We start from the raw sequence: 18,818 nt of genomic DNA, 5'->3' as shown, positions 1-18,818 counted from the left end.
GAACATTCTTGCGCCCCATTGCAAGGCATGTCAATGCTTGATCCCGATTTTGCCGCAGTGCGATATCTTTTTCATTATCGTTTTCCCCATGTAAGGGAACGAGTCTTCGCAAGCGCACCATGCGAATCGTGCTGATCAAACAGTCGGCCCGTGAGATCAGGGTTTTCCGGGGGGTGCCGATGGTCGGCCGCCCTGCGTCACCCAGCAGGAGCCAGCCCCTCCGCCGCGATGCGCAGGCGTTGTCGCGGCGCAGCAATTCCGCACTTCAGCCGCCCGTTGCCGGCCGCATGGCCCGCTCAGTGTGCAGCCCGCCAGTGCGGGCCGCGCGGCCCGGCAACGCCCACCCGCGGCGCGCCCGGTGCGTTAGCTCGCGAGCCAGATCAGAGCGGCCATGCGGCCCGTCACGCGATCGCGCCGATATGAGTAGTAACGCTCGCGTTGCGTGAACGTGCATTGATCCCCGCCGGTGACTTGCGTCACGCCGAGTTGCGCAAGCCGCTCGCGCGCGAGCGCCGGCAAGTCCGCAAGGTACTTGCCGGCGGTCTGCGCGCGCGGCGCGAACGCGCTTGCGACCGCATCGCGCCGCGCCGCATCCGCCGCATCGACAAATGCATCGCGCACATCGTCGCCCACCTCGAACGTGGATGGCCCAATGCACGGTCCAAGGTACGCATGCAGTGACGACGGTGCGACGCCGGCTAACGCCGCGACACGCCGCGCCGTGTTCTCGACGACACCCGCGGCGAGCCCGCGCCAGCCCGCATGTGCGGCGCCGACCGCGCGGCCGGCGGCGTCGCAAAGCAGAACCGGCATGCAGTCGGCGATCATCACAATCGATACGGTCCCCGGCCGGTCGGTCACGCTCGCGTCGGCTGGTATCGGCGCGCCGCCTGCGCGCGCATTCGCGAGCACATCGTCCGCACTCACGACATGCGCGCCATGTACCTGTGACAGCCATGCCGGCTCGGCAATGCCCACGAGCGCGCTCAACCGCGCACGGTTCGCTTCGACATGCGCCGGATCGTCGCCGGTGCGCCAGCCAAGATTGAGGCCGCCCGGCTGGTCGACGCCGTCACGCCATCCGCCGAACGGCGGCAGGCTCACGCCCCCATTGCGGGTCGTGACGAGCGCGCGCACATGAGGCGCGACGCGCCAGTCGGGTTGCAGCACGTCGGCAAACGTCAGCGCGGCGAATGTCATCGGCGGGAATCCTTCTTGTTGCGCGGGTCGTTGCGCGGGTCGTTGCGCGCTTCGCGATCGTCTTCATCGTGCGGCGAGTCTGCGTGGCCGGCATCATGCCCGTCGTCGCTCCCCTCGCCCTCGGACTCGCCCTCCCGTTCGGTCGAGTCATCATCGTCGAGCATCGAATCGAAAGCATCATCGTCGGCATCGTCGAAATCGTCCGCTTCCTCGCGGTCAAAGCCGAGCGCCGCGCAGAGTTCCGCCAGGTCGTCGGGCACCTCGGCGCGCCATTGCATCGTGCGGCGCGTTTCAGGGTGGACCAGCCCAAGGCGCCACGCGTGCAAAGCCTGACGTGCGAAGCCGCCGGGCAGCGGCGTCACCGAACGCTTGCCGCGTGCGCGCCCATACACCGGATCGCCGAGCAGCGGGTGGCCCGTATGCGCACAATGCACGCGAATCTGATGCGTGCGACCGGTTTCGAGATCGCAGTGAATCGCCGACACCGGCTGCCGTTCCCACACGATCGTCGCGACGCGCCGGAAATGCGTCCGCGCAGGCTTGCCCGACGCGCCGCTGACGACCGCCATGCGCGTGCGCTCACGCGGATCGCGCCCAATCGGCGCGTCGATCGTCCCTTCGTCCGGCATGCCACCCCATACCAGCGCGAGATAACGGCGCTTCACCGTACGCGCCTGCAACTGCCGCACGAGATCCGTCTGCGCGGCAAGCGTGCGCGCGACGACCATCAGGCCCGACGTGTCCTTGTCGAGCCGATGCACGATGCCCGCGCGCGGCAAGCCGGCAGCGGCCTCGCCGTAGCGATGCAACAGCCCGTTCAACACGGTGCCGCTCCAGTTGCCCGCCGCCGGATGCACGACGAGCCCCGCGGGCTTGTTGATCACGACGATGGTCTCGTCTTCATGGACGATGTCGAGCGGTATCGGCTCCGGTATAAACGCAAGCTGCTCGGGCAGCAGATCCGGCACGAGTTCGATCGTCGCGTTCAGTGGCACCGGCTGCCGCACTTTCGCCGGCATGCCGTCAACCTGCACGCGCTGTGCTTCGATCCAGCTTTGCAGCCGGCTGCGCGAGAACTCGGGGAATACCTTTGCGAGCACCTTGTCGAGCCGCTCGCCGGCGAGTTCGGGCGGCACGGTGACGACGCGCGGTGCTTCGCCGGCCATCGCACCACCCGCGTCGCGTCCTGCGATGGAGGGGGCGAGCGGCGGGCGAAGTACGTCATCCGCAGCGAGATCGTCGTCGAGCGCATCGGTGGGATCGGACGCGGCAGCGTCGGAGCGCGCTTCGCATCGGCTATAATCTTTGTCGCTATTCCGCGCGCCGGCTGTGGCACCCGGAGTATGAGAACGGGTCATCGAGACTGGTTACCTGACGTAAAGCGCTTGACGTGAAGCTTGACTGGACAATGCGAGCCTTGAATATGATTACCCAAACGGCCCAAAGAGCGGCGGCACAACCGCGCCACGTGACGCTGCGTATCGTGCGTTACATCGCGTGCGTCTGCGCGGTCGCGCTGGTCGCAGCGTGTCACGGCCTGCCGGAGAAGACCGATGAAACGGCCACATGGACGAATAACAAATTATATACGGAGGCGCAAGACGCCTTGAGCGGTGGTGACTGGGGCAAGTGCGCCAAGTATTTCGAAGCGCTCGAGGGTCGCGACCCGTTTGGCCATTTCGCGCAGCAGGCGCAGATCAACGTCGCGTATTGCAACTGGAAGGACAGTGAAACCGCCGCGGCTGATCAGGCGATCGACCGCTTTATCCAGCTCCACCCGGATCACCCCGATATCGCCTATGCGTACTATTTGAAGGGCATGATCCACTTCAACGACGACCTCGGCCTTTTTGGCCGTTTCTCCGGTCAGGACATGAGCGAACGCGACCCGAAGTCGCTGCGCGAGTCCTATGACGCCTTCAAGGTCGTCGTCGACAAGTACCCACAAAGCAAGTACGCACCGGATGCCGCGCAGCGCATGCGCTATATCGTGAACGCGCTCGCTTCGCACGAGGTGCACGCCGCCGACTACTACTACCGTCGCGGCGCGTATGTGGCCGCGATCAATCGCGCGCAACTCGCGATCAAGGAGTACAAGAACGCTCCGGCAATCGAAGACGCGCTGCATATCATGTGGCTGTCGTATGACAAGCTCAACCAGCCGCAGCTGGCCGACGATACGAAACGCATACTCGCAGGCACGTTCCCGGATAGTCCGTACATCACGGGTCATGCGCGCCCAGGCAAGGAAAAGTCATGGTGGCAGTTCTGAAGCAGCCACACTGACCTGTATAAACAAAAACGCCACGGCATGCCGTGGCGTTTTTGTTTGCAGACCGTAGCGGCCGCCGCGCTGTCAGTCGCGCGGTGTGCGCCGTTGCGCGATCAGTCCCGCTCGAAAAGCGCGATCGATTCGACATGCGACGTATGCGGGAACATGTTCACGACGCCCGCGCCCTTCAGCCGATAACCCGCTTCATGCACGAGCAGACCCGCGTCGCGAGCGAGCGTCGCCGGATTGCACGACACGTACACGATACGCTGCGGCAACGGACCACTCCCGCTTTGCGCGATATCGGCCAGCGCCTTCGATACGGCGAGCGCCCCCTCGCGCGGCGGATCGATCAGGAATTTATCGAAGTGTCCCAGTGCACGCATATCGTCGGCGCTGACTTCGAACAGGTTGCGGCACGCAAACGACGTATGCCCGTCGACGCCGTTTTCCTTCGCATTCGCCAACGCACGCGCGATCAGCGTCTCGCTGCCTTCGATGCCGACCACTTCGCGTGCGAGTTTCGCGAGCGGCAGCGTGAAGTTGCCGATGCCGCAGAACAGATCGAGCACGCGATCGGACCGCGCCGGCGCAAGCAGTCGCAACGCCCGTCCAACCAGCACGCGGTTGATCTGGTGATTCACCTGCGTGAAATCGGTCGGCAGAAACGGCATGCGGATGCCGAACTCCGGCAGCGTGTAATCGAGCTGCACGTCCAGCGGATAGAACGGCACGACCGAGTCCGGTCCCTTCGGCTGCAGCCAGAACTGCACGTTGTGCGCGTCGGCGAATTCGCGCAGCAGCTGTTCGTCGGCGTCGTTGATCGGCTCGAGCACACGCAGCACGAGCGCCGTGACCGACGCGCCGACCGCGAGTTCGATTTGCGGCATGCGATCGCGAATCGACAGGCCTTCGACCAGTTTGCGCAGCGGCACGAGCAGGTCGGAAACAGGCTGGGGCAGCACTTCGCAGCTCGTCATGTCGGCTACGTAGCTGCTCTTGCGTTCATGGAAACCGACCAGCACGCCACCCTTCTTCACGACATGGCGCACCGTCAGGCGCGCACGGTAGCGGTAGCCCCACGACGGCCCATGGATCGGCCGGAAAACCGTCTCTGCGCGCAGTTTCGCAAGGTGCGCGAGGTTGTCTTCGAGCACGCGCTGCTTGACCGCGATCTGCGCACGCACATCCAGATGCTGCATTGAACAGCCGCCGCACGTGCCAAAGAAGCGGCACTGCGGCCTGGTACGAATCACGCTTTCGCGCAGGATATCGACCGCAACCGCCTGCTCGAAACTTGGCTTCCTTCTATAACTCGAATAGGTGACGCGTTCGCCGGGCAGCGCGCCCTCGACGAAGATGACCTTGCCCGGCGTGCCGTCTTCGGTGACGGTGCGGCCAACACCGCGCGCTTCCATGTCGAGCGACTCGATGTCGAGCACCGGTAGCGTGGCTGGCGGGAGCGGCAGCGCGGTGACGCCCGCGGCAGCGGGTTTGCGTTTTGCTGCCTGATTCGCACGGGTTTGCGCTTCGGCAGGTGAGGCTTGGCGAGGGACGGTTTGAGACACCAGCAACTTCCTGACAGACTGTGAAGTGAAGGCGAGATTGTAGACGAACGGCAACCTCGGACGGAGATTTGACGATGCGACTGATTAGCTGGAATGTCCAGTGGGGACGTGGCGCGCGCGGCGACGTCAGCCTGCCGCGTATGCTGAGCGAGGCGCGGCGCCTTGCCGACTTCGACGTGCTGTGCATGCAGGAGGTCACACGCGGCTTCAACGTGCTGGCCGGCCATCCGGGCGACGACCAGTTCGCCGAACTGGCCGACGAGCTGCCGGGCTTCACGGTGCTCGACGCGATCGGCGCGGACCTGGCGCCGTTGAAGCTCGACGGGCCGAGCGCGCCGCGCCGGCAGTTCGGCAATGCGCTCGCGACGCGGCTGCCGGTCGAGCGCGTGTTGCGCCATTCGCTGCCATGGCCCGCCGACCCGGAGGCGCCGTCGATGCAACGCGTCGCGCTCGAAGCCGTATTGCGTGCGCCGAGCGGGCCGTTACGCGTGATCGTCACGCATCTCGAGTTTTATTCGCTGCCCCAGCGGCTCGCGCAGGTCGATGCGTTGCGCCGCCTCCAGCAGGAGGCGGCTGCGCATGCGGCGCGCCCGGCGCCGGCGGAAAACGCGATCGGGCCGTTCGTCGATACCGCGCGGCCAGTCAGCGCCATCGTCTGCGGCGATTTCAACAGTGCGTACGGCAGCGACGCCTATCGGCGCATGCTCGCACCGCTCGACGGCAGCCCGTCGTTGATCGACGCGTGGACGACGCTGCATCCGGGCGCGACACCGCCGCCCACCGCCGGCGTCTACGACACCGAGCAATGGCAGGACGGGCCGCTCAGCTGCGACTTCGTGTTCGTCACTGAAGATTTGCGCGGCAGGCTACGCAGCTGTGAGATCGACGGCGCGACACGCGCGTCGGACCACCAGCCGATTGTGCTGGAGATCGACTGAGCGTTCGAGCGCGAAGGACACGGCGCGCGCACCGCTGCGGTGCGGGAATGCGGATCGCACCGCTTCGGGCAGCGGCGCGATCCGCGTGATCACGGCCGCTCGCAGGCCGATTGAGCCGCGCCGCAGCATCGAACCATGCCGCCGCGCTCTCCAGAGAAAAGATTGAAAACGCAAACGCGATACGGCCGCGAAAGATTAGCTGTCGAACGCCGCGAGATACTGAGCCCAGTGCGGCGCCGGCTCCTGCACGAGCGAGTTCTTCACGAACGCGATCTCATCGGCGTACTCTTCGGCCGAAAAACCGCCGCGCATCAACTGAAACCGGCAATACAGCAAATAGGTATTGACCACATCGGTTTCGCAATAATTGCGTATTTCCTCAATACGCCCCTGCTGAAACGCCTGCCAGACCTGGCCGCCATCCATCCCGAGCTTGCCGGGAAAGCCGCACAGCTTCGCGAGCGCATCGAGCGGCGCATTCGCGCGCGCCTGATACATCGCGAGCACGTCCATCAAGTCCGTGTGACGCGAGTGATAGCGGCTGATGTAGTTATTCCATTTGAACTCGCGGTCGTCTTCGCCGAGGTCCCAGTAACGGCTCGCGGTGACGCCATTGACCAGCGCGCGGTAGTGCAGCACCGGCAAATCGAAGCCGCCGCCGTTCCACGACACGAGTTGCGGCGTGTACTTCTCGATCACCCGGAAAAACGATTGCACGAGCACCGCTTCGCCGTCGGTCGGCGTGCCGAGCGAACGCACGCGAAAGCCGGTGTTGTCGCGGAATACGCATGAAATAGCCGCGATGCGCTGCAAATGATGCGGCAGGAAATCGCCGCCGGTCTTTTCGCGGCGCGCCGCGAAAGCGAATTCGGCGACTTCGGCATCCGATAGCGTGGCGGGAAGATCTTCAAGCCGACGAATGCCGGCGACATCGGGAATCGTCTCGATGTCGAATACGAGAATCGGAGTCATCAGGTTAGAGAACAGCGTCCTTGCGTACGCCGTTGGACGCGAAGAAGCGCTTCAGCCGGACCAGCGCCTCCTGCTGGATCTGCCGCACGCGTTCGCGTGTCAGGCCCATTTCGTCGGCGAGTTCCTCGAGCGTGGCCGGCTCGATATGGTTCAGACCGAAACGCCGTTCGATCACATGGCGGTGTTTGTCGGACAACCGCGCCAGCCATGCGCGCGTCAGCGTTTCCAGCTCGCGATGCTGCACTTCGGCATCCGGCGACTGGCTCTGGTCGTCGGACAGCAGATCGAGCAGGCTGCTCGCCGGATCGAGATCGAGCGGCGCGTCGAGCGATGCGGTGTGCTCGTTCAGCGCGAGGATGTCGGTGACTTCATCGCTGGTTTTACCGGTGAGGTACGCGATGTCGTCAATGCTCGCGTCGCGCCGGTCCGCCGCTTCGCCCGAATTCATCGAGTTCTTTTCCAGATGCCGCTTCGCGCGCAGCACCTGGTTCAGTTCGCGAATCACGTGCACCGGCAGCCGCACGGTGCGCGCCTGATTCATGATCGCGCGCTCAATGCTCTGGCGAATCCACCACGTGGCATAGGTCGAGAAACGGAACCCGCGCGTCGGATCGAATTTCTCGATCGCGTGCATCAGGCCGAGATTGCCTTCCTCGATCAGATCGAGCAGCGGTACACCGCGGTTCAGATACCCCTTCGCAATGCTCACGACCAGCCGCAGATTGCGCTCGATCATCACCTGCCGCGCCTCGAACTCACCGGCCTTCGCCAGTCGCGAAAAACGCTGTTCTTCCTCGACGGTCAGGAGCGGCTTGACGCTGATCCGGTTCAGATAGTGCTGAATGGTGTCCGCGGTCAGTTCGGCCTGCAGCAGCGCACGGAAATCGTCCGCGTCCGACGGGGCATCGTTTGCGCCTTCGCGCGCGTCCGCGCCGCCTTCGCCGTCGTCGGCTGCATGGCGGTCTTCGGACTCGGCGGCCCCATTGTCGAGGTCGTCGATGCTGTCATCTTCCAGATCCGAAGCGCCAGCCTCCTCCACCGATGCATGCGTGGCACGGCTGATCGTCTCAGTCTCGGCTTGCGGTGGTCGGCGCTTCGATTTCGGCATGGTCGTAATCGCTTATTGCGGCGGCAAGTACTTCAGTGGGTCGACAGGCTTACCCTGCCGGCGAACTTCGAAATGCAACATCACACGGTCCGAATCGCTGTTTCCCATCTCGGCGATCTTCTGCCCCTTCGTAACCGCATCCCCCTCTTTTACCATCAAAGCACTGTTATGTGCATAGGCGGTAAGGTACGTTGCATCATGTTTGATGATAATGAGATTGCCGTAACCGCGCAGCCCATTTCCCGCATAAACGACCCGGCCGTCGGCAGAAGCCTTGACCGGCTCACCCAGGCTTCCGCCGATATTCAAACCTTTGTTTTTCGAATCGTCAAACGTGTTGAGCAAAGGACCGCGCACCGGCCATGCAAATGTCACCGCGCTGGGACCGGCGGCGGCGTCGCTGGTCGCGGCCGGCGGCTGCGGCGGAATGGTCGTGGCGGTCGCACCCGGCGCGTTGCTGGTCGCGCCGTAGAGCGGCGGCTGCGCGACGCCCGCCGCAGCCGGCGCAGGCGAAGTGCCGGCGCCCGGCGCCTGGCCGATCGGCGCGCTTTGCACCGCACCACCGGCGATCGGCGCAGTGGCGACACCCGGCGTGACCGCCGTCGGATTCGCGCCCGGCGGCGCGACCCGCAGCAACTGGTCGACCTCGATCTGATTCGGGTTCGTCAGATTGTTCCACGTGGCGATGTCGCGATAGTTTTGACCGTTTTCAAGCGCAATCCGATACAGCGTATCGCCCGGCTTTACCCGGTAATAACCCGGAGGCGGCGGGCCGAGCGGCACCGGAGGCTGCGCCGGCTGTTGCGTGGCCGCGGTGCCGAGCGCGCCCGACCGATCGACGACCGGCGCATTGTCCAGTCGCGTCGCGCAGGCCGCGAGCAGCGACAGTGCGAGTATGCACACACCCCGTTGAGCCACGGTAAGACTGACATTCGTGCTGGTTCTTTGCATCGTGCGCAGCTTGCTGATAGTCATCGGATTCAAATCACTCCGGATTTTAAGGGTACAAAGAAAACGCGATCAAGCCGCGACTCCCGCCACTGCGTGGGCCCCGTACGTTCGACGAGCGTGAGCACCTGCGTCTGACCGTCCTGCGTGCCGACCGGCGCGACGAGGCGCGCACCGATCGCCAGTTGTTCGAGCAACGCCTGCGGCACATCGAGCCCGGCGGCGGCGATCACAATCGCATCGAACGGCGCCGCCGCCGGCAAGCCGATGCGGCCGTCGCCGTAATGCAAGCGAATATTCGGAATGCGCAATGGCCGCAGGTTCGTCTTCGCGCGTTCGTATAACGGCCTGACCCGCTCGATCGAATACACGTCGCGCGCGACCTGGCTTAACACCGCCGCCTGGTAACCGCAGCCGGTGCCGATCTCGAGCACGCTGTTGAGCTCGCGCCCCGCCGCGGCCAGCTCGATCATCCGCGCGACCACCGACGGCTTCGAAATGGTCTGGTGATGGCCGATCGGCAGCGCCGCGTCTTCGTAAGCCTGCGTCGCAAGCCCCGGATCGACGAACATATGGCGCGGCACGGTCGCCATCGCGTTCAACACGCGCGGATCGGCAACCCCGTTCGCTCGCAGCCGTTCGACCATCCGCTCGCGTACCCGTTCCGACGTCAGCGCATGCGCGCGGTTCAGTGGGACGTTCGGCGCGCCGGCACGCTCGAGCGTCGCCGGCAGGCGCAGCGCCGGTTGCCGCGCAGCATCATTGCGCTTGCCGGCGGCAGCCGCACGCGCACCTTGCGGTCCTGCGACGCCTGAAGCACCGGACGCCCGGCTTTCGACTGCCGCGACCTTCGTGACGCGCGCGTCACCCGAGCGCACTTCGCTTCGGCGCGGTTCGCGCACCAGGTCTTCGAGGCCTAGCGGAAAGCGCTTTGCGCGCTCGCCCGTCATGAAGCGCCGCTCCCGGCGCTTGCCCAGTCGCGCGTCGCGGACAGCATCGCGGTGTGGGTCAGATCGAGCTGCAACGGCGTGATCGACACATGACCTTGTGCGACCGCGTGGAAATCGGTGCCTTCGCTCGCGTCGCGCGCACTACCCGATGGGCCGATCCAGTAGATCGGCTCGCCGCGCGGGTTGGTCTGGCGGACCACCGGCTGCGACGGATGCCGCTTGCCAAGCCGCGTGATACGCCACTCGCCCAGCTGATCGTAAGGCAGGTTCGGAATGTTGACGTTCAGTAGCGGATGCCCCGGCAACGGCGCGTCGAGATAATGTTTGACTATTTCCGCAGCGACGCGCGCTGCCGATTCGAGATGGGCCCAGTCCTTGTCGACCAGCGAGAACGCAATGGCGGGCACGTTGAACATGACGCCTTCGGTCGCGGCGGCGACCGTCCCCGAGTACAGTGTGTCTTCACCCATGTTCTGGCCGTTGTTGATGCCCGACACGACGAGATCGGGCTGATGGTCGAGCATGCCGGTCAATGCGATGTGAACGGAATCGGTGGGCGTGCCGTTCACGTAGTAGAAGCCGTTCGCCGAACGCAGCACCGACAGCGGCCGCCACAGCGTCAACGAATTCGATGCGCCGCTGCAGTTCTGCTCCGGCGCCATCACGGTGACGTCGGCAAGCGGTTTTAACGCTTCGTGCAGCGCCGCGAGACCGGGCGCGAGGTAACCGTCGTCGTTGCTGAGTAGGATTCGCATGCGGCGATTGTAACCGAGGAAACAAGGCGCGCGGACGACACGCCGTGGTGGTCTCGCGCTCGTGTGCAGCGCGACCGGCGGCGATCTCGCGCACGCGCTCGCGTGCCCCCTCGCGTGCCACGTGCGATCGCCTCTTTTGCGGCGTGCCGCCTGCGGCACGAGCGATGCACGACCCGCCTGCGCGGTTCGACACGATGCCGGTTCACCACGCGATGTCACAAAACCTGACACAACGAAGCGCACGGTCGTTCGAGCATGCTTTACACTCGAACGCCTGTTTGCGAACACCGCTAGAAGGAGACGCAATGCGCGCTATCCGTTGTCATCGATTCGGACCGCCCGAGACGCTCACGCTGGACGAACTCCCGCCTCTACAGCCCGAGGCCGGCGAGGTCGTGATCGACGTGAAGGCCGCCGCGGTCAACTTTCCGGATCTGCTGATCATCGAGAACAAGTATCAGCTGAAGCCGCCCCTGCCGTTCACGCCCGGCGCTGAAGTCGCGGGTGTCGTGCGCGCGGTGGGTGCGGGCGTCACGCAGTTGCATGCCGGGATGCGGGTGGTTGCCTACGTCGCGCATGGCGGCTATGCGGAACAGGCGCGCGCGGCAGCCGACGCATGCGTGCCGCTGCCCGACGATGCGCCCTTCGATATCGCTGCCGCGTTTACGCTTGCGTATGGCACGTCACACCATGCGGTGGTCGATCGCGCCGGGTTGCAGGCCGGCGAAACGATGCTCGTGCTCGGCGCGGCAGGCGGCGTCGGCCTCGCCGCGGTCGAAATCGGCAAGGCGCTCGGCGCGCGCGTGATTGCCGCGGCGTCGAGTGATGCGAAGCTCGACGTGTGTGTCGCGCACGGCGCCGATGCGACCATTAATTACTCGACCGAAGACTTGCGCGAGCGCATCAAGGCGCTCACCGACGGCCGCGGCCCCGACGTGATCTACGATCCGGTCGGCGGCATCTATGCCGAGCCCGCGTTTCGCAGTATCGGCTGGCGCGGCCGTTATCTGGTGGTCGGCTTTGCGAACGGCGAAATACCGAAGCTGCCGCTCAATCTCGCGCTGCTCAAGGGCGCAAGCATTGTCGGCGTGTTCTGGGGAGAGTTTGCGAAGCGCGAAGCCGATCGCAATACGGCCGCGTTCGCCGAAATGACCGGCTGGATCAGGAGCGGCAAGCTGCGGCCGTATGTATCGGCGCACTACCCGCTGGAACAGGCCGCGCAGGCGCTCAACGATATCGCGCAGCGCCGCGTGGTCGGCAAGGTGGTCATCACCCCGTGAATGCGTGCCGCTCGCGCGGGCGTCACGAGCGGTTGCGCAGCGGCGGGTTCAAAGCCGCTCGGTCTCGCCGCTCTTCGGCTGCCACTTCATGAAGCGCCGCTCGATCACGCCGACAAGCGCATCGAGAATCAGCGCGAACGCGGTCAAGACGAGAATGCCGGCAAAGACGGTGTTGATATCGAACGTGCCTTCGGCCTGCAGGATCAGGTAGCCGACGCCGCGCGCGGAGCCGAGATACTCACCGACCACGGAGCCGACGAACGCGAGCCCGATCGAGGTATGCAGGCTCGAAAACACCCAGCTCATCGCGCTCGGCAGATACACGCTGCGCAATAACTGCTGGCGATTCGCGCCGAGCATCCGCGCGTTCGCGAGCACGACGGGGCTCACTTCCTTCACGCCTTGATAGACGTTGAAGAACACGATAAAGAACACCAGCGTGACGCCAAGCGCGACTTTCGACCCGATGCCCAAACCGAACCAGACGCCGAAGATCGGCGCGAGAATCACACGCGGCATCGAATTCGCCGCCTTGACGTACGGATCGAACAGCGCGCTCGCGATCGGCGCCAACGCGAGCCACAGGCCCACGGCGAGACCGAGCACCGTGCCGATCACGAACGCGAGGACCGTCTCGACGAGCGTGATCCACAGATGAATGTAGATCTCACCCGATGTGAACCATTGCCAGATCCGCACCAGCACTTTCTGCGGCTCGCCGAACAGGAACGCGGCCTTGTTCGGGTCATCGAAATAGAACGCGGGCAAAAGCGTCGGACTCGTCAGCACGTACCACAGCACGAAGCACAGCACGAGCAGCAGCCATTGCCAGATCACGAGGTTCGCCCGGTTCGGACGGAGTGTTTTCCACATCGGTCGTCAGGTCCTTTCGCTATTCATGCGCACTCCACCGGCTTGCTTGCGGCTCACACCGCTTTCAGCTGCTGCTGATAGCCCTTCAATACCTCGTCGCGCAGCACGCTCCAGATCTGCGCATGCAGGTCGACGAAGCGCGGCTCTGAACGGATTTCGGCGACGTCGCGCGGGCGCGGCAAATCGATCGTGAACTCGCCGATCGGCCGCGTCGCCGGTCCCGCCGACAACACCACGACACGATCGGACATCGCGATCGCTTCATCGAGATCGTGCGTGATGAACAGGACCGCCTTGCGTTTCGCGGCCCACAGATCGAGCAGTTCGTTTTCCATCAGCTGGCGTGTCTGGATATCGAGCGCCGAGAACGGTTCGTCCATCAGCACGATGTCCGGGTCGAGAATCAGCGTCTGCGCCATCGCGACGCGCTTGCGCATGCCGCCCGACAATTGATGCGGATAGCGGTCGCCGAAGCCGCCGAGACCGACGCGCTTGAGCCACGCTTGCGCGCGCTCGCGGGCTTCGGCGCGCGGCACGTGGCGAAACGACAGTCCGGCCGTCACGTTATCGAGCGCGGAGCGCCATGGCATCAGCGCATCGGCCTGGAACATGTAGCCCGCGCGCCGGTTGAGCCCGCTCAACGGTTCGCCAAATACGCTGACCGTGCCCGCCGACGGCGCGAGCAGCCCGGCGCCAACGTTCAGCAAGGTCGACTTGCCGCAGCCGGTCGGGCCGACGACCGACACGAACTCGCCCGGCGCAACGCGCAGCGTCGCATCCTTGATCGCGGTATAGCGTGCGTCACGCTCATCGCGCGATACGAATGTGCAGGTGATGTTCTCGAGCGCGAGTGCGGAAACCGTCATCGTCGCGCACCTAGGCCTTGACTGTCGCGAGCGCCTGTTTGACGAAGTCGTTGGTCCACGTCTTCGACAGGTCGATCGGCTTGCCCTGCACGGTCGCATCGAACGCCTGCAGCGTTCTCAGCGACGTCGCAGGACCGTCGGCCGGCATCAGCCCGTCCGGCGAGATGGCCGGCTTGACGTGTGCCCACGCGGCGAGATAAAGCGCACGGTCGCCGAGCAGGTACGACTCGGGCACCGTGTTGGCCACGTCGTTGTCGCTTGCCGTCTGCAGCCATTTGAGCGCGCGCACCATCGCATTGGTCAGCGCCTGCGTCGTGTTCGGGTTCTTGTCGATAAAGCTTTGCGACGCGTACAGGCAACCGGCGGGCATGTCGCCACCGAACACGTTATGCGTATCGGCAAGCGTGCGTGTGTCGGAGATCACGCGAATCTGACCCGCGCGTTCGAGCTTCGTCATCACCGGATCGAGATTCGCCAGCGCGTCGATCTGCCCGGACTCCATCGCGGCCACCGCACCCGCGCCCGCGCCGACGCCGATAAACGACACATCCTTCGCGGTCAACCCGCCCTTCGCGAGCACGAAGCTCGCCATGATCGACGTCGACGAACCAGGCGCCGTCACGCCGATCTTCTTGCCCTTCAGATCCGCGATCGACTTGTAGTTCGGCATCGTTTTCTTCGACACCGCGAGCACGATTTGCGGCGCACGCCCTTGCAGCACGAATTCGCGAAACATCTGGTGTTGCGCCTGCAGCAGCAGCGTATGCTCGAACGCACCGGACACGACGTCCGCGCTGCCGCCGACCGCCGCTTTCAACGCCTGCGAGCCGCCCGCGAAATCGGAAATCTCGACGTCGAGGCCTTCGTCCTTGAAGTAGTTGCGCCGCTCGGCGATCGTCAACGGCAGGTAGTAAAAGAGGTTCTTGCCGCCCACTGCGATCGCGACCTTGCGCGTTTCGAGTTTGGCCTGTCCGAAGGCGAGCGGCGTCTGTGCCGCGAGCGCGGCGCCCGCGAGCGCCGCGGTGCCGGTCAGAAAGGTTCTACGTTGCATCGTTGCAAGCTCCGGTTCTCGTTGTACTTATGGTGCGCGCAACCGGTCACACAACCTGTTGCGCATGCAACCTTGCGATGTGGCCCGCATCATAACCCAGCGATCGCAGGACTTCATCGGTATGGGCGCCCAGTGCCGGCCCGAGCCAGCGCGTGGCGCCGGGCGTGTCCGACATCTTCGGCGACACCGCGGGCAACGGAATTTCACCACCGTCCTGCCATTTGAAAGTCTGGATCATCTGGCGCGCGATGAATTGCGGATCGGTGAACATGTCCGCGACGCTGTAGATGCGGCCAGCCGGCACGTCGGCCGCGTTCAGCACCGCGAGCGCGTCGTCGATCGTGCGTGTCGATAGCCATGCGGCGATTGCGCCGTCAATGTCCTGCGTGCGCGGCACGCGGCCATCGTTATGGGCGAGCGCGGGATCGTTCGCGAGATCGTCGCGGCCGATCGCGCTCATCAGCCGCCTGAAAATCGGATCGCTATTGCCGCCGATCACAATGCTGCCGTCGCGGCACGGATAGGTATTCGACGGCACGATGCCCGGCAGCGACGCGCCGGTGCGCTCGCGCACCATCCCGTACACGCCATACTCGGGCACCACGCTTTCCATCATGTTGAAGACCGCCTCGTACAACGCGACATCGACGACCTGCCCCTTGCCGCCATTGACCTGCCGATGATGCAGCGCCATTAGCGCGCCGATCACGCCGTGCAGCGCCGCGATCGAATCGCCGATCGAAATGCCGATGCGCGGCGGCGGCAGATCCGGATAGCCGGTGATATGCCGCAAACCGCCCATCGCTTCGGCAATGGCGCCGAACCCCGGGCGATCGCGATACGGACCAGTCTGGCCGTAACCCGACAACCGTACCATCACGAGACCGGGGTTTTCCGCCGCGAGCACGTCGTAGCCGAGATCGAGCTTTTCGAGCAGCCCCGGACGGAAATTCTCGATCACGATGTCCGCTTCCTTCGCGAGACGCCGGACAATCTCCTTACCCTCGTCGGCCTTCAGGTTCACGGTCACCGATTTTTTGTTGCGCGCCTGCACCGCCCACCACAGCGACGTGCCGCCGACCTCCGGATACAGCTTGCGCCATTTGCGCAGCGGGTCGCCGCCCTGCGGGTCTTCGATCTTGATCACGTCCGCGCCGAACTCACCGAGAAAGCGTGCGGCAAACGGGCCGGCGATCAGCGTGCCGAGCTCGAGCACCTTCACGCCCGCGAGCGGGCCGCCGGTCTGGGTTGTCTGCGCTGGGTTCGTTGCGCTCATGTGTCTCCTTCGACTTTCTTCTGCCACGGTTGCCGGGGTTACCGCGATTGCCGCGACCGCCTCAGTTGCCGCGGTGGCTGCTACCGTCACGTCAGCTGCACGCGCTCAGCGGCACCGGCACGGCGAGCGCGTGCCCGCACAATATCGAGTTACATCGAGCGCCGGTCGAGCATCGCACGGGCGATCGTGCCCGCATCGACGTACTCGAGTTCGCCGCCGACCGGCACGCCGCGCGCGAGACGCGTCACCGCCAGGCCGCGCGCCTTGAGCGTCTGCCCGAGATAATGGGCAGTCGCTTCGCCTTCATTCGTGAAATTGGTCGCCAGCACCACTTCCTTGACGACACCGTCCGACGCGCGCCTGACCAGCCGGTCGAAATGGATCTCCTTCGGGCCGATCCCGTCGAGCGGACTCAGGCGTCCCATCAGCACGAAATAGAGGCCGCGGTAGGTCATGGTCTGCTCGAGCATCACCTGATCGGCCGGCGTTTCAACGACGCACAACAGCGTCGGATCGCGTTGCGGGTCGCTGCAGACCTCGCAGATCTGCGCTTCAGTGAACGTATTGCACCTCTCGCAGTGCTGCAGATGCTCGGTTGCATAGAGCAACGAGCGACCGAGCTTCTGCGCGCCGTCGCGGTCATGCTGCATCAGGTGATACGCGATGCGCTGCGCGGACTTCGGCCCGACACCGGGCAGTGCGCGCAGCGCTTCGACGAGCGCCGACAAGGCGGAGGGTTGTTTCATGCGGGTCCTGGGCGCGAATGCCGGGCTCGAAAGGGATCACGAAGGGGCCCGCTGAGGAGCCAACCGCGGGGCCAACCGCGGGGCCAACTGCGGGAGCAACCGCACGGACAACGGCGGGAATAACGACGGCCCCCGGCTTTCTAGAAAGGCAGCTTGAAGCCCGGCGGCAACGGCAGACCCGCGGTCATGCCGCCCATCTTCTCCTGGGCGGTCGTTTCGGCCTTGCGGACCGCATCGTTGAACGCAGCGGCGACCAGGTCCTCGAGCATGTCCTTGTCGTCGGCGAGCAGCGACGGATCGATCGACACGCGACGCACGTCGTTCTTGCAGGTCATCGTCACCTTCACGAGACCGGCGCCCGACTGGCCCTCGACCTCGATCTTCGCGAGCTCTTCCTGCATCTTCTTCATGTTTTCCTGCATCTGCTGGGCCTGCTTCATCAGCCCGGCGAGTTGGCCTTTCATCATGGACATGCTCCTTCTTGATCGTATGGATTGCGCAGAACGCTTCAGCTTTGCGTCGGCTCCCGTTTCTCGAAGCGGTGCCGCGCTCGTCACGCGTGGTAAATCAATGGGCGGCGCTCGCGGCGTCCGGGCCCGGCGCGGCCGGCATCAACGGACGAACCGAGCCCGGCACGATGCTCGCGCCGAACTCGCGAATCAGCGATTGCACGAACGGATCCGAGCCGATCTCGCGCTCGGCCTCCTGCTGCCGCTGCGCGCGCTCGGCCGCATCGAGCGCGGCGGCAGTGCGACGCGCCGGCCCGACCTCGACGACCACCTCCACTGGCTGCGCGAGCCGCTCAGCCAGCGCCGCTTTCAGTTTGGCCACCTGTGCGGCGTCCGCGTACTGCGGCACCGGCACGTTCAGTTTCAAGGTGGCGCCGTCGAGCGCCATCAGTTCGCTGTTGAATGCAAGCTGATATGAAATGCCCTTCAACGGCAGGCTGGCCGCGAGCGCCGGCCAGTCACGGTCGAAACCCAGTGCATCAAGCGGCACCGCGGGCGGCAACGGACGCGTGTCGACCGCGGGCGCGGCAGCCGGGCTCACGCGAACATCGTTGTGGCCGATGTCGAAGACCGGTGCGAAGCTGTCGTCCGGCGGCGCGAAGAATGCATCGTCCGCCGACGCCGGCACGTAGTCGTCGAGCGCACCGGGTGCGTCCGGCGGAATGTCTTCCCAGGGCGGCACGGTCGCGCCACTCGAATTCGCGCGCAACACCGCATCGCGAGCGGGCGCGGCAGCGGGCTGCTGCGCGCGGCGCGTGGGGTTCGGTGTCGGCACCACCACGCGCGGCGCGGCGGGTTTCGGCGGCACGTCGGGCGCGGCTTTCGCAGACGCGCCCGAGGCGGGACGGCTGCGCTCGCCCGACACTTTCAGGCCGGCATTGCGCAACACATCGAGCGCTGCGCTCGCGCCACTCGCGCGACGCGGCTCGTCAGCTTGCTGCGTTGACGATTGCGTTGACGGCACGTCGGCCGCACGCGGCTGGCGCGGCAACTCGGACGAAGCCGACGCGGTTGAGGCTGGAACCGACGCCGCCGCAGATTCAGTTGCGCCGTCAACAACGCCGGCCTCAGCAACATCGCCGGCAGTCAAATTTCTTTCAGCGAGATCCGACGCGCGGTCGGCAGGCGCCGGCACGGTCCCGTCGGTCGCCTGTTGCGGCATCGAGGCGGCGGTGCCTGCGGCTGCCGACGAGTCGTGTCCAGCCGTCGGTTCCCGAAGATGATCGGCACGGCCGGTAGCGGACGACGCGGGCGCTGCGTGTGTTTCGTGCTCTTCGTGCGCCGGCTTGCTCGACGCGTCGCCAACGGATACGTCAACGGCCGTCGTCGTGCTCGCTGCCTCGGCTGATTCCGGCGCTTGCGACGCCGGCGCGCGGCCCGCGTCCAGCGCTTGCGCGGGCCGCTGCACGGATTCCTGTGTGTCGCTGCGGCGTGGCGCTACCGCCTGCGCCGTCACCGCCGCCGCGCCCGAGCGCAGGGCGCCAGCCGCGCCGCCCTGCGCAGCCG

At 65.3% G+C, this 18,818-nt stretch carries 18 protein-coding genes; 3 read left to right on the top strand and 15 right to left on the bottom strand.

Going from position 1 to position 18,818, the window contains the following annotated elements:
* Nucleotides 1-363: 363 nt before the first annotated feature.
* The gene (pgeF, locus tag HV796_RS06110) at nucleotides 364-1,200 is read right to left on the bottom strand and encodes a peptidoglycan editing factor PgeF (RefSeq protein WP_175225579.1); all 837 of its coding nucleotides are present in this window, start codon (nucleotides 1,198-1,200) and stop codon (nucleotides 364-366) included.
* On the bottom strand, nucleotides 1,197-2,558 hold the full coding sequence (locus HV796_RS06105; RefSeq protein WP_175225578.1) for an RluA family pseudouridine synthase: 1,362 nt from the start codon (nucleotides 2,556-2,558) through the stop codon (nucleotides 1,197-1,199). The genes pgeF and HV796_RS06105 overlap by 4 nt, the downstream gene beginning before the upstream one ends.
* Before the next feature lie 50 nt (nucleotides 2,559-2,608).
* On the opposite strand from HV796_RS06105, the gene HV796_RS06100 reads away from it, so the two are divergent.
* On the top strand, nucleotides 2,609-3,472 hold the full coding sequence (locus HV796_RS06100) for an outer membrane protein assembly factor BamD (protein WP_175225577.1): 864 nt from the start codon (nucleotides 2,609-2,611) through the stop codon (nucleotides 3,470-3,472).
* A 113-nt stretch (nucleotides 3,473-3,585) separates the two neighbouring features.
* On the opposite strand, the gene rlmD is transcribed toward HV796_RS06100, so the two are convergent.
* Nucleotides 3,586-5,040: a 23S rRNA (uracil(1939)-C(5))-methyltransferase RlmD gene (rlmD, locus tag HV796_RS06095; RefSeq protein WP_377693509.1), complete on the bottom strand. Its 1,455-nt coding sequence runs from the start codon at nucleotides 5,038-5,040 to the stop codon at nucleotides 3,586-3,588.
* A 74-nt stretch (nucleotides 5,041-5,114) separates the two neighbouring features.
* Between rlmD and HV796_RS06090 the strand changes: the two genes are divergently transcribed.
* Nucleotides 5,115-5,978, top strand: a complete 864-nt coding sequence (locus HV796_RS06090) for an endonuclease/exonuclease/phosphatase family protein (protein ID WP_175225575.1) — start codon at nucleotides 5,115-5,117, stop codon at nucleotides 5,976-5,978.
* A 195-nt stretch (nucleotides 5,979-6,173) separates the two neighbouring features.
* Here HV796_RS06090 and HV796_RS06085 read toward each other — a convergent pair whose 3' ends face one another.
* The 5 genes from HV796_RS06085 to surE are packed head-to-tail and all read right to left on the bottom strand — an operon-like array spanning nucleotide 6,174 to nucleotide 10,711.
* Nucleotides 6,174-6,950 (bottom strand): 3'-5' exonuclease, encoded by a 777-nt coding sequence (locus HV796_RS06085; protein ID WP_175225574.1) that lies wholly within the window; start codon nucleotides 6,948-6,950, stop codon nucleotides 6,174-6,176.
* A 4-nt stretch (nucleotides 6,951-6,954) separates the two neighbouring features.
* The gene (gene rpoS, locus HV796_RS06080; RefSeq protein ID WP_175225573.1) at nucleotides 6,955-8,058 is read right to left on the bottom strand and encodes an RNA polymerase sigma factor RpoS; all 1,104 of its coding nucleotides are present in this window, start codon (nucleotides 8,056-8,058) and stop codon (nucleotides 6,955-6,957) included.
* Between the two features lie 12 nt (nucleotides 8,059-8,070).
* The gene (locus tag HV796_RS06075; protein ID WP_175225787.1) at nucleotides 8,071-9,027 is read right to left on the bottom strand and encodes a peptidoglycan DD-metalloendopeptidase family protein; all 957 of its coding nucleotides are present in this window, start codon (nucleotides 9,025-9,027) and stop codon (nucleotides 8,071-8,073) included.
* 11 nt (nucleotides 9,028-9,038) lie between these two features.
* Nucleotides 9,039-9,956, bottom strand: coding sequence for a protein-L-isoaspartate(D-aspartate) O-methyltransferase (locus HV796_RS06070; protein WP_175225572.1), 918 nt, complete (start codon nucleotides 9,954-9,956; stop codon nucleotides 9,039-9,041).
* Complete coding sequence (gene surE, locus HV796_RS06065) at nucleotides 9,953-10,711, bottom strand: 5'/3'-nucleotidase SurE (RefSeq protein WP_175225571.1); 759 nt, start codon at nucleotides 10,709-10,711, stop codon at nucleotides 9,953-9,955. Before surE ends, HV796_RS06070 begins: the two co-directional genes overlap by 4 nt.
* 305 nt (nucleotides 10,712-11,016) lie before the next feature.
* Here surE and HV796_RS06060 point away from each other — a divergent pair, with 305 nt between their 5' ends.
* A complete protein-coding gene (locus HV796_RS06060) occupies nucleotides 11,017-11,991 on the top strand; it encodes an NADPH:quinone oxidoreductase family protein (RefSeq protein WP_175225570.1) in 975 nt (324 codons plus the stop codon).
* A gap of 48 nt (nucleotides 11,992-12,039) precedes the next feature.
* Here HV796_RS06060 and HV796_RS06055 read toward each other — a convergent pair whose 3' ends face one another.
* The 7 genes from HV796_RS06055 to HV796_RS06025 form a co-directional block, all read right to left on the bottom strand.
* Nucleotides 12,040-12,864: an ABC transporter permease gene (locus HV796_RS06055; RefSeq protein WP_175225569.1), complete on the bottom strand. Its 825-nt coding sequence runs from the start codon at nucleotides 12,862-12,864 to the stop codon at nucleotides 12,040-12,042.
* A gap of 53 nt (nucleotides 12,865-12,917) precedes the next feature.
* On the bottom strand, nucleotides 12,918-13,730 hold the full coding sequence (locus HV796_RS06050) for an ABC transporter ATP-binding protein (RefSeq protein WP_175225568.1): 813 nt from the start codon (nucleotides 13,728-13,730) through the stop codon (nucleotides 12,918-12,920).
* 10 nt (nucleotides 13,731-13,740) lie between these two features.
* The gene (locus HV796_RS06045) at nucleotides 13,741-14,781 is read right to left on the bottom strand and encodes an ABC transporter substrate-binding protein (protein WP_175225567.1); all 1,041 of its coding nucleotides are present in this window, start codon (nucleotides 14,779-14,781) and stop codon (nucleotides 13,741-13,743) included.
* Between the two features lie 46 nt (nucleotides 14,782-14,827).
* Nucleotides 14,828-16,057: a CaiB/BaiF CoA transferase family protein gene (locus HV796_RS06040; protein ID WP_175225566.1), complete on the bottom strand. Its 1,230-nt coding sequence runs from the start codon at nucleotides 16,055-16,057 to the stop codon at nucleotides 14,828-14,830.
* A gap of 149 nt (nucleotides 16,058-16,206) precedes the next feature.
* Entirely contained in the window at nucleotides 16,207-16,803 is a 597-nt protein-coding gene (gene recR / locus HV796_RS06035) for a recombination mediator RecR (protein WP_175225565.1), read from the bottom strand.
* Between the two features lie 140 nt (nucleotides 16,804-16,943).
* Nucleotides 16,944-17,270: a YbaB/EbfC family nucleoid-associated protein gene (locus tag HV796_RS06030; protein WP_175225564.1), complete on the bottom strand. Its 327-nt coding sequence runs from the start codon at nucleotides 17,268-17,270 to the stop codon at nucleotides 16,944-16,946.
* Nucleotides 17,271-17,370: 100 nt separating this feature from the next.
* The coding region (locus HV796_RS06025; RefSeq protein WP_281369762.1) for a DNA polymerase III subunit gamma/tau C-terminal domain-containing protein at nucleotides 17,371-18,818 on the bottom strand (1,448 nt) is incomplete at its 5' end.

The sequence above is a fragment of the Paraburkholderia humisilvae genome (genome assembly GCF_902859855.1).
Taxonomy (GTDB): Bacteria; Pseudomonadota; Gammaproteobacteria; order Burkholderiales; family Burkholderiaceae; genus Paraburkholderia; species Paraburkholderia humisilvae.
The sequence above is the reverse complement of the archived record's forward strand: the minus strand, read 5'-3'. Positions and strand labels throughout refer to the sequence as shown.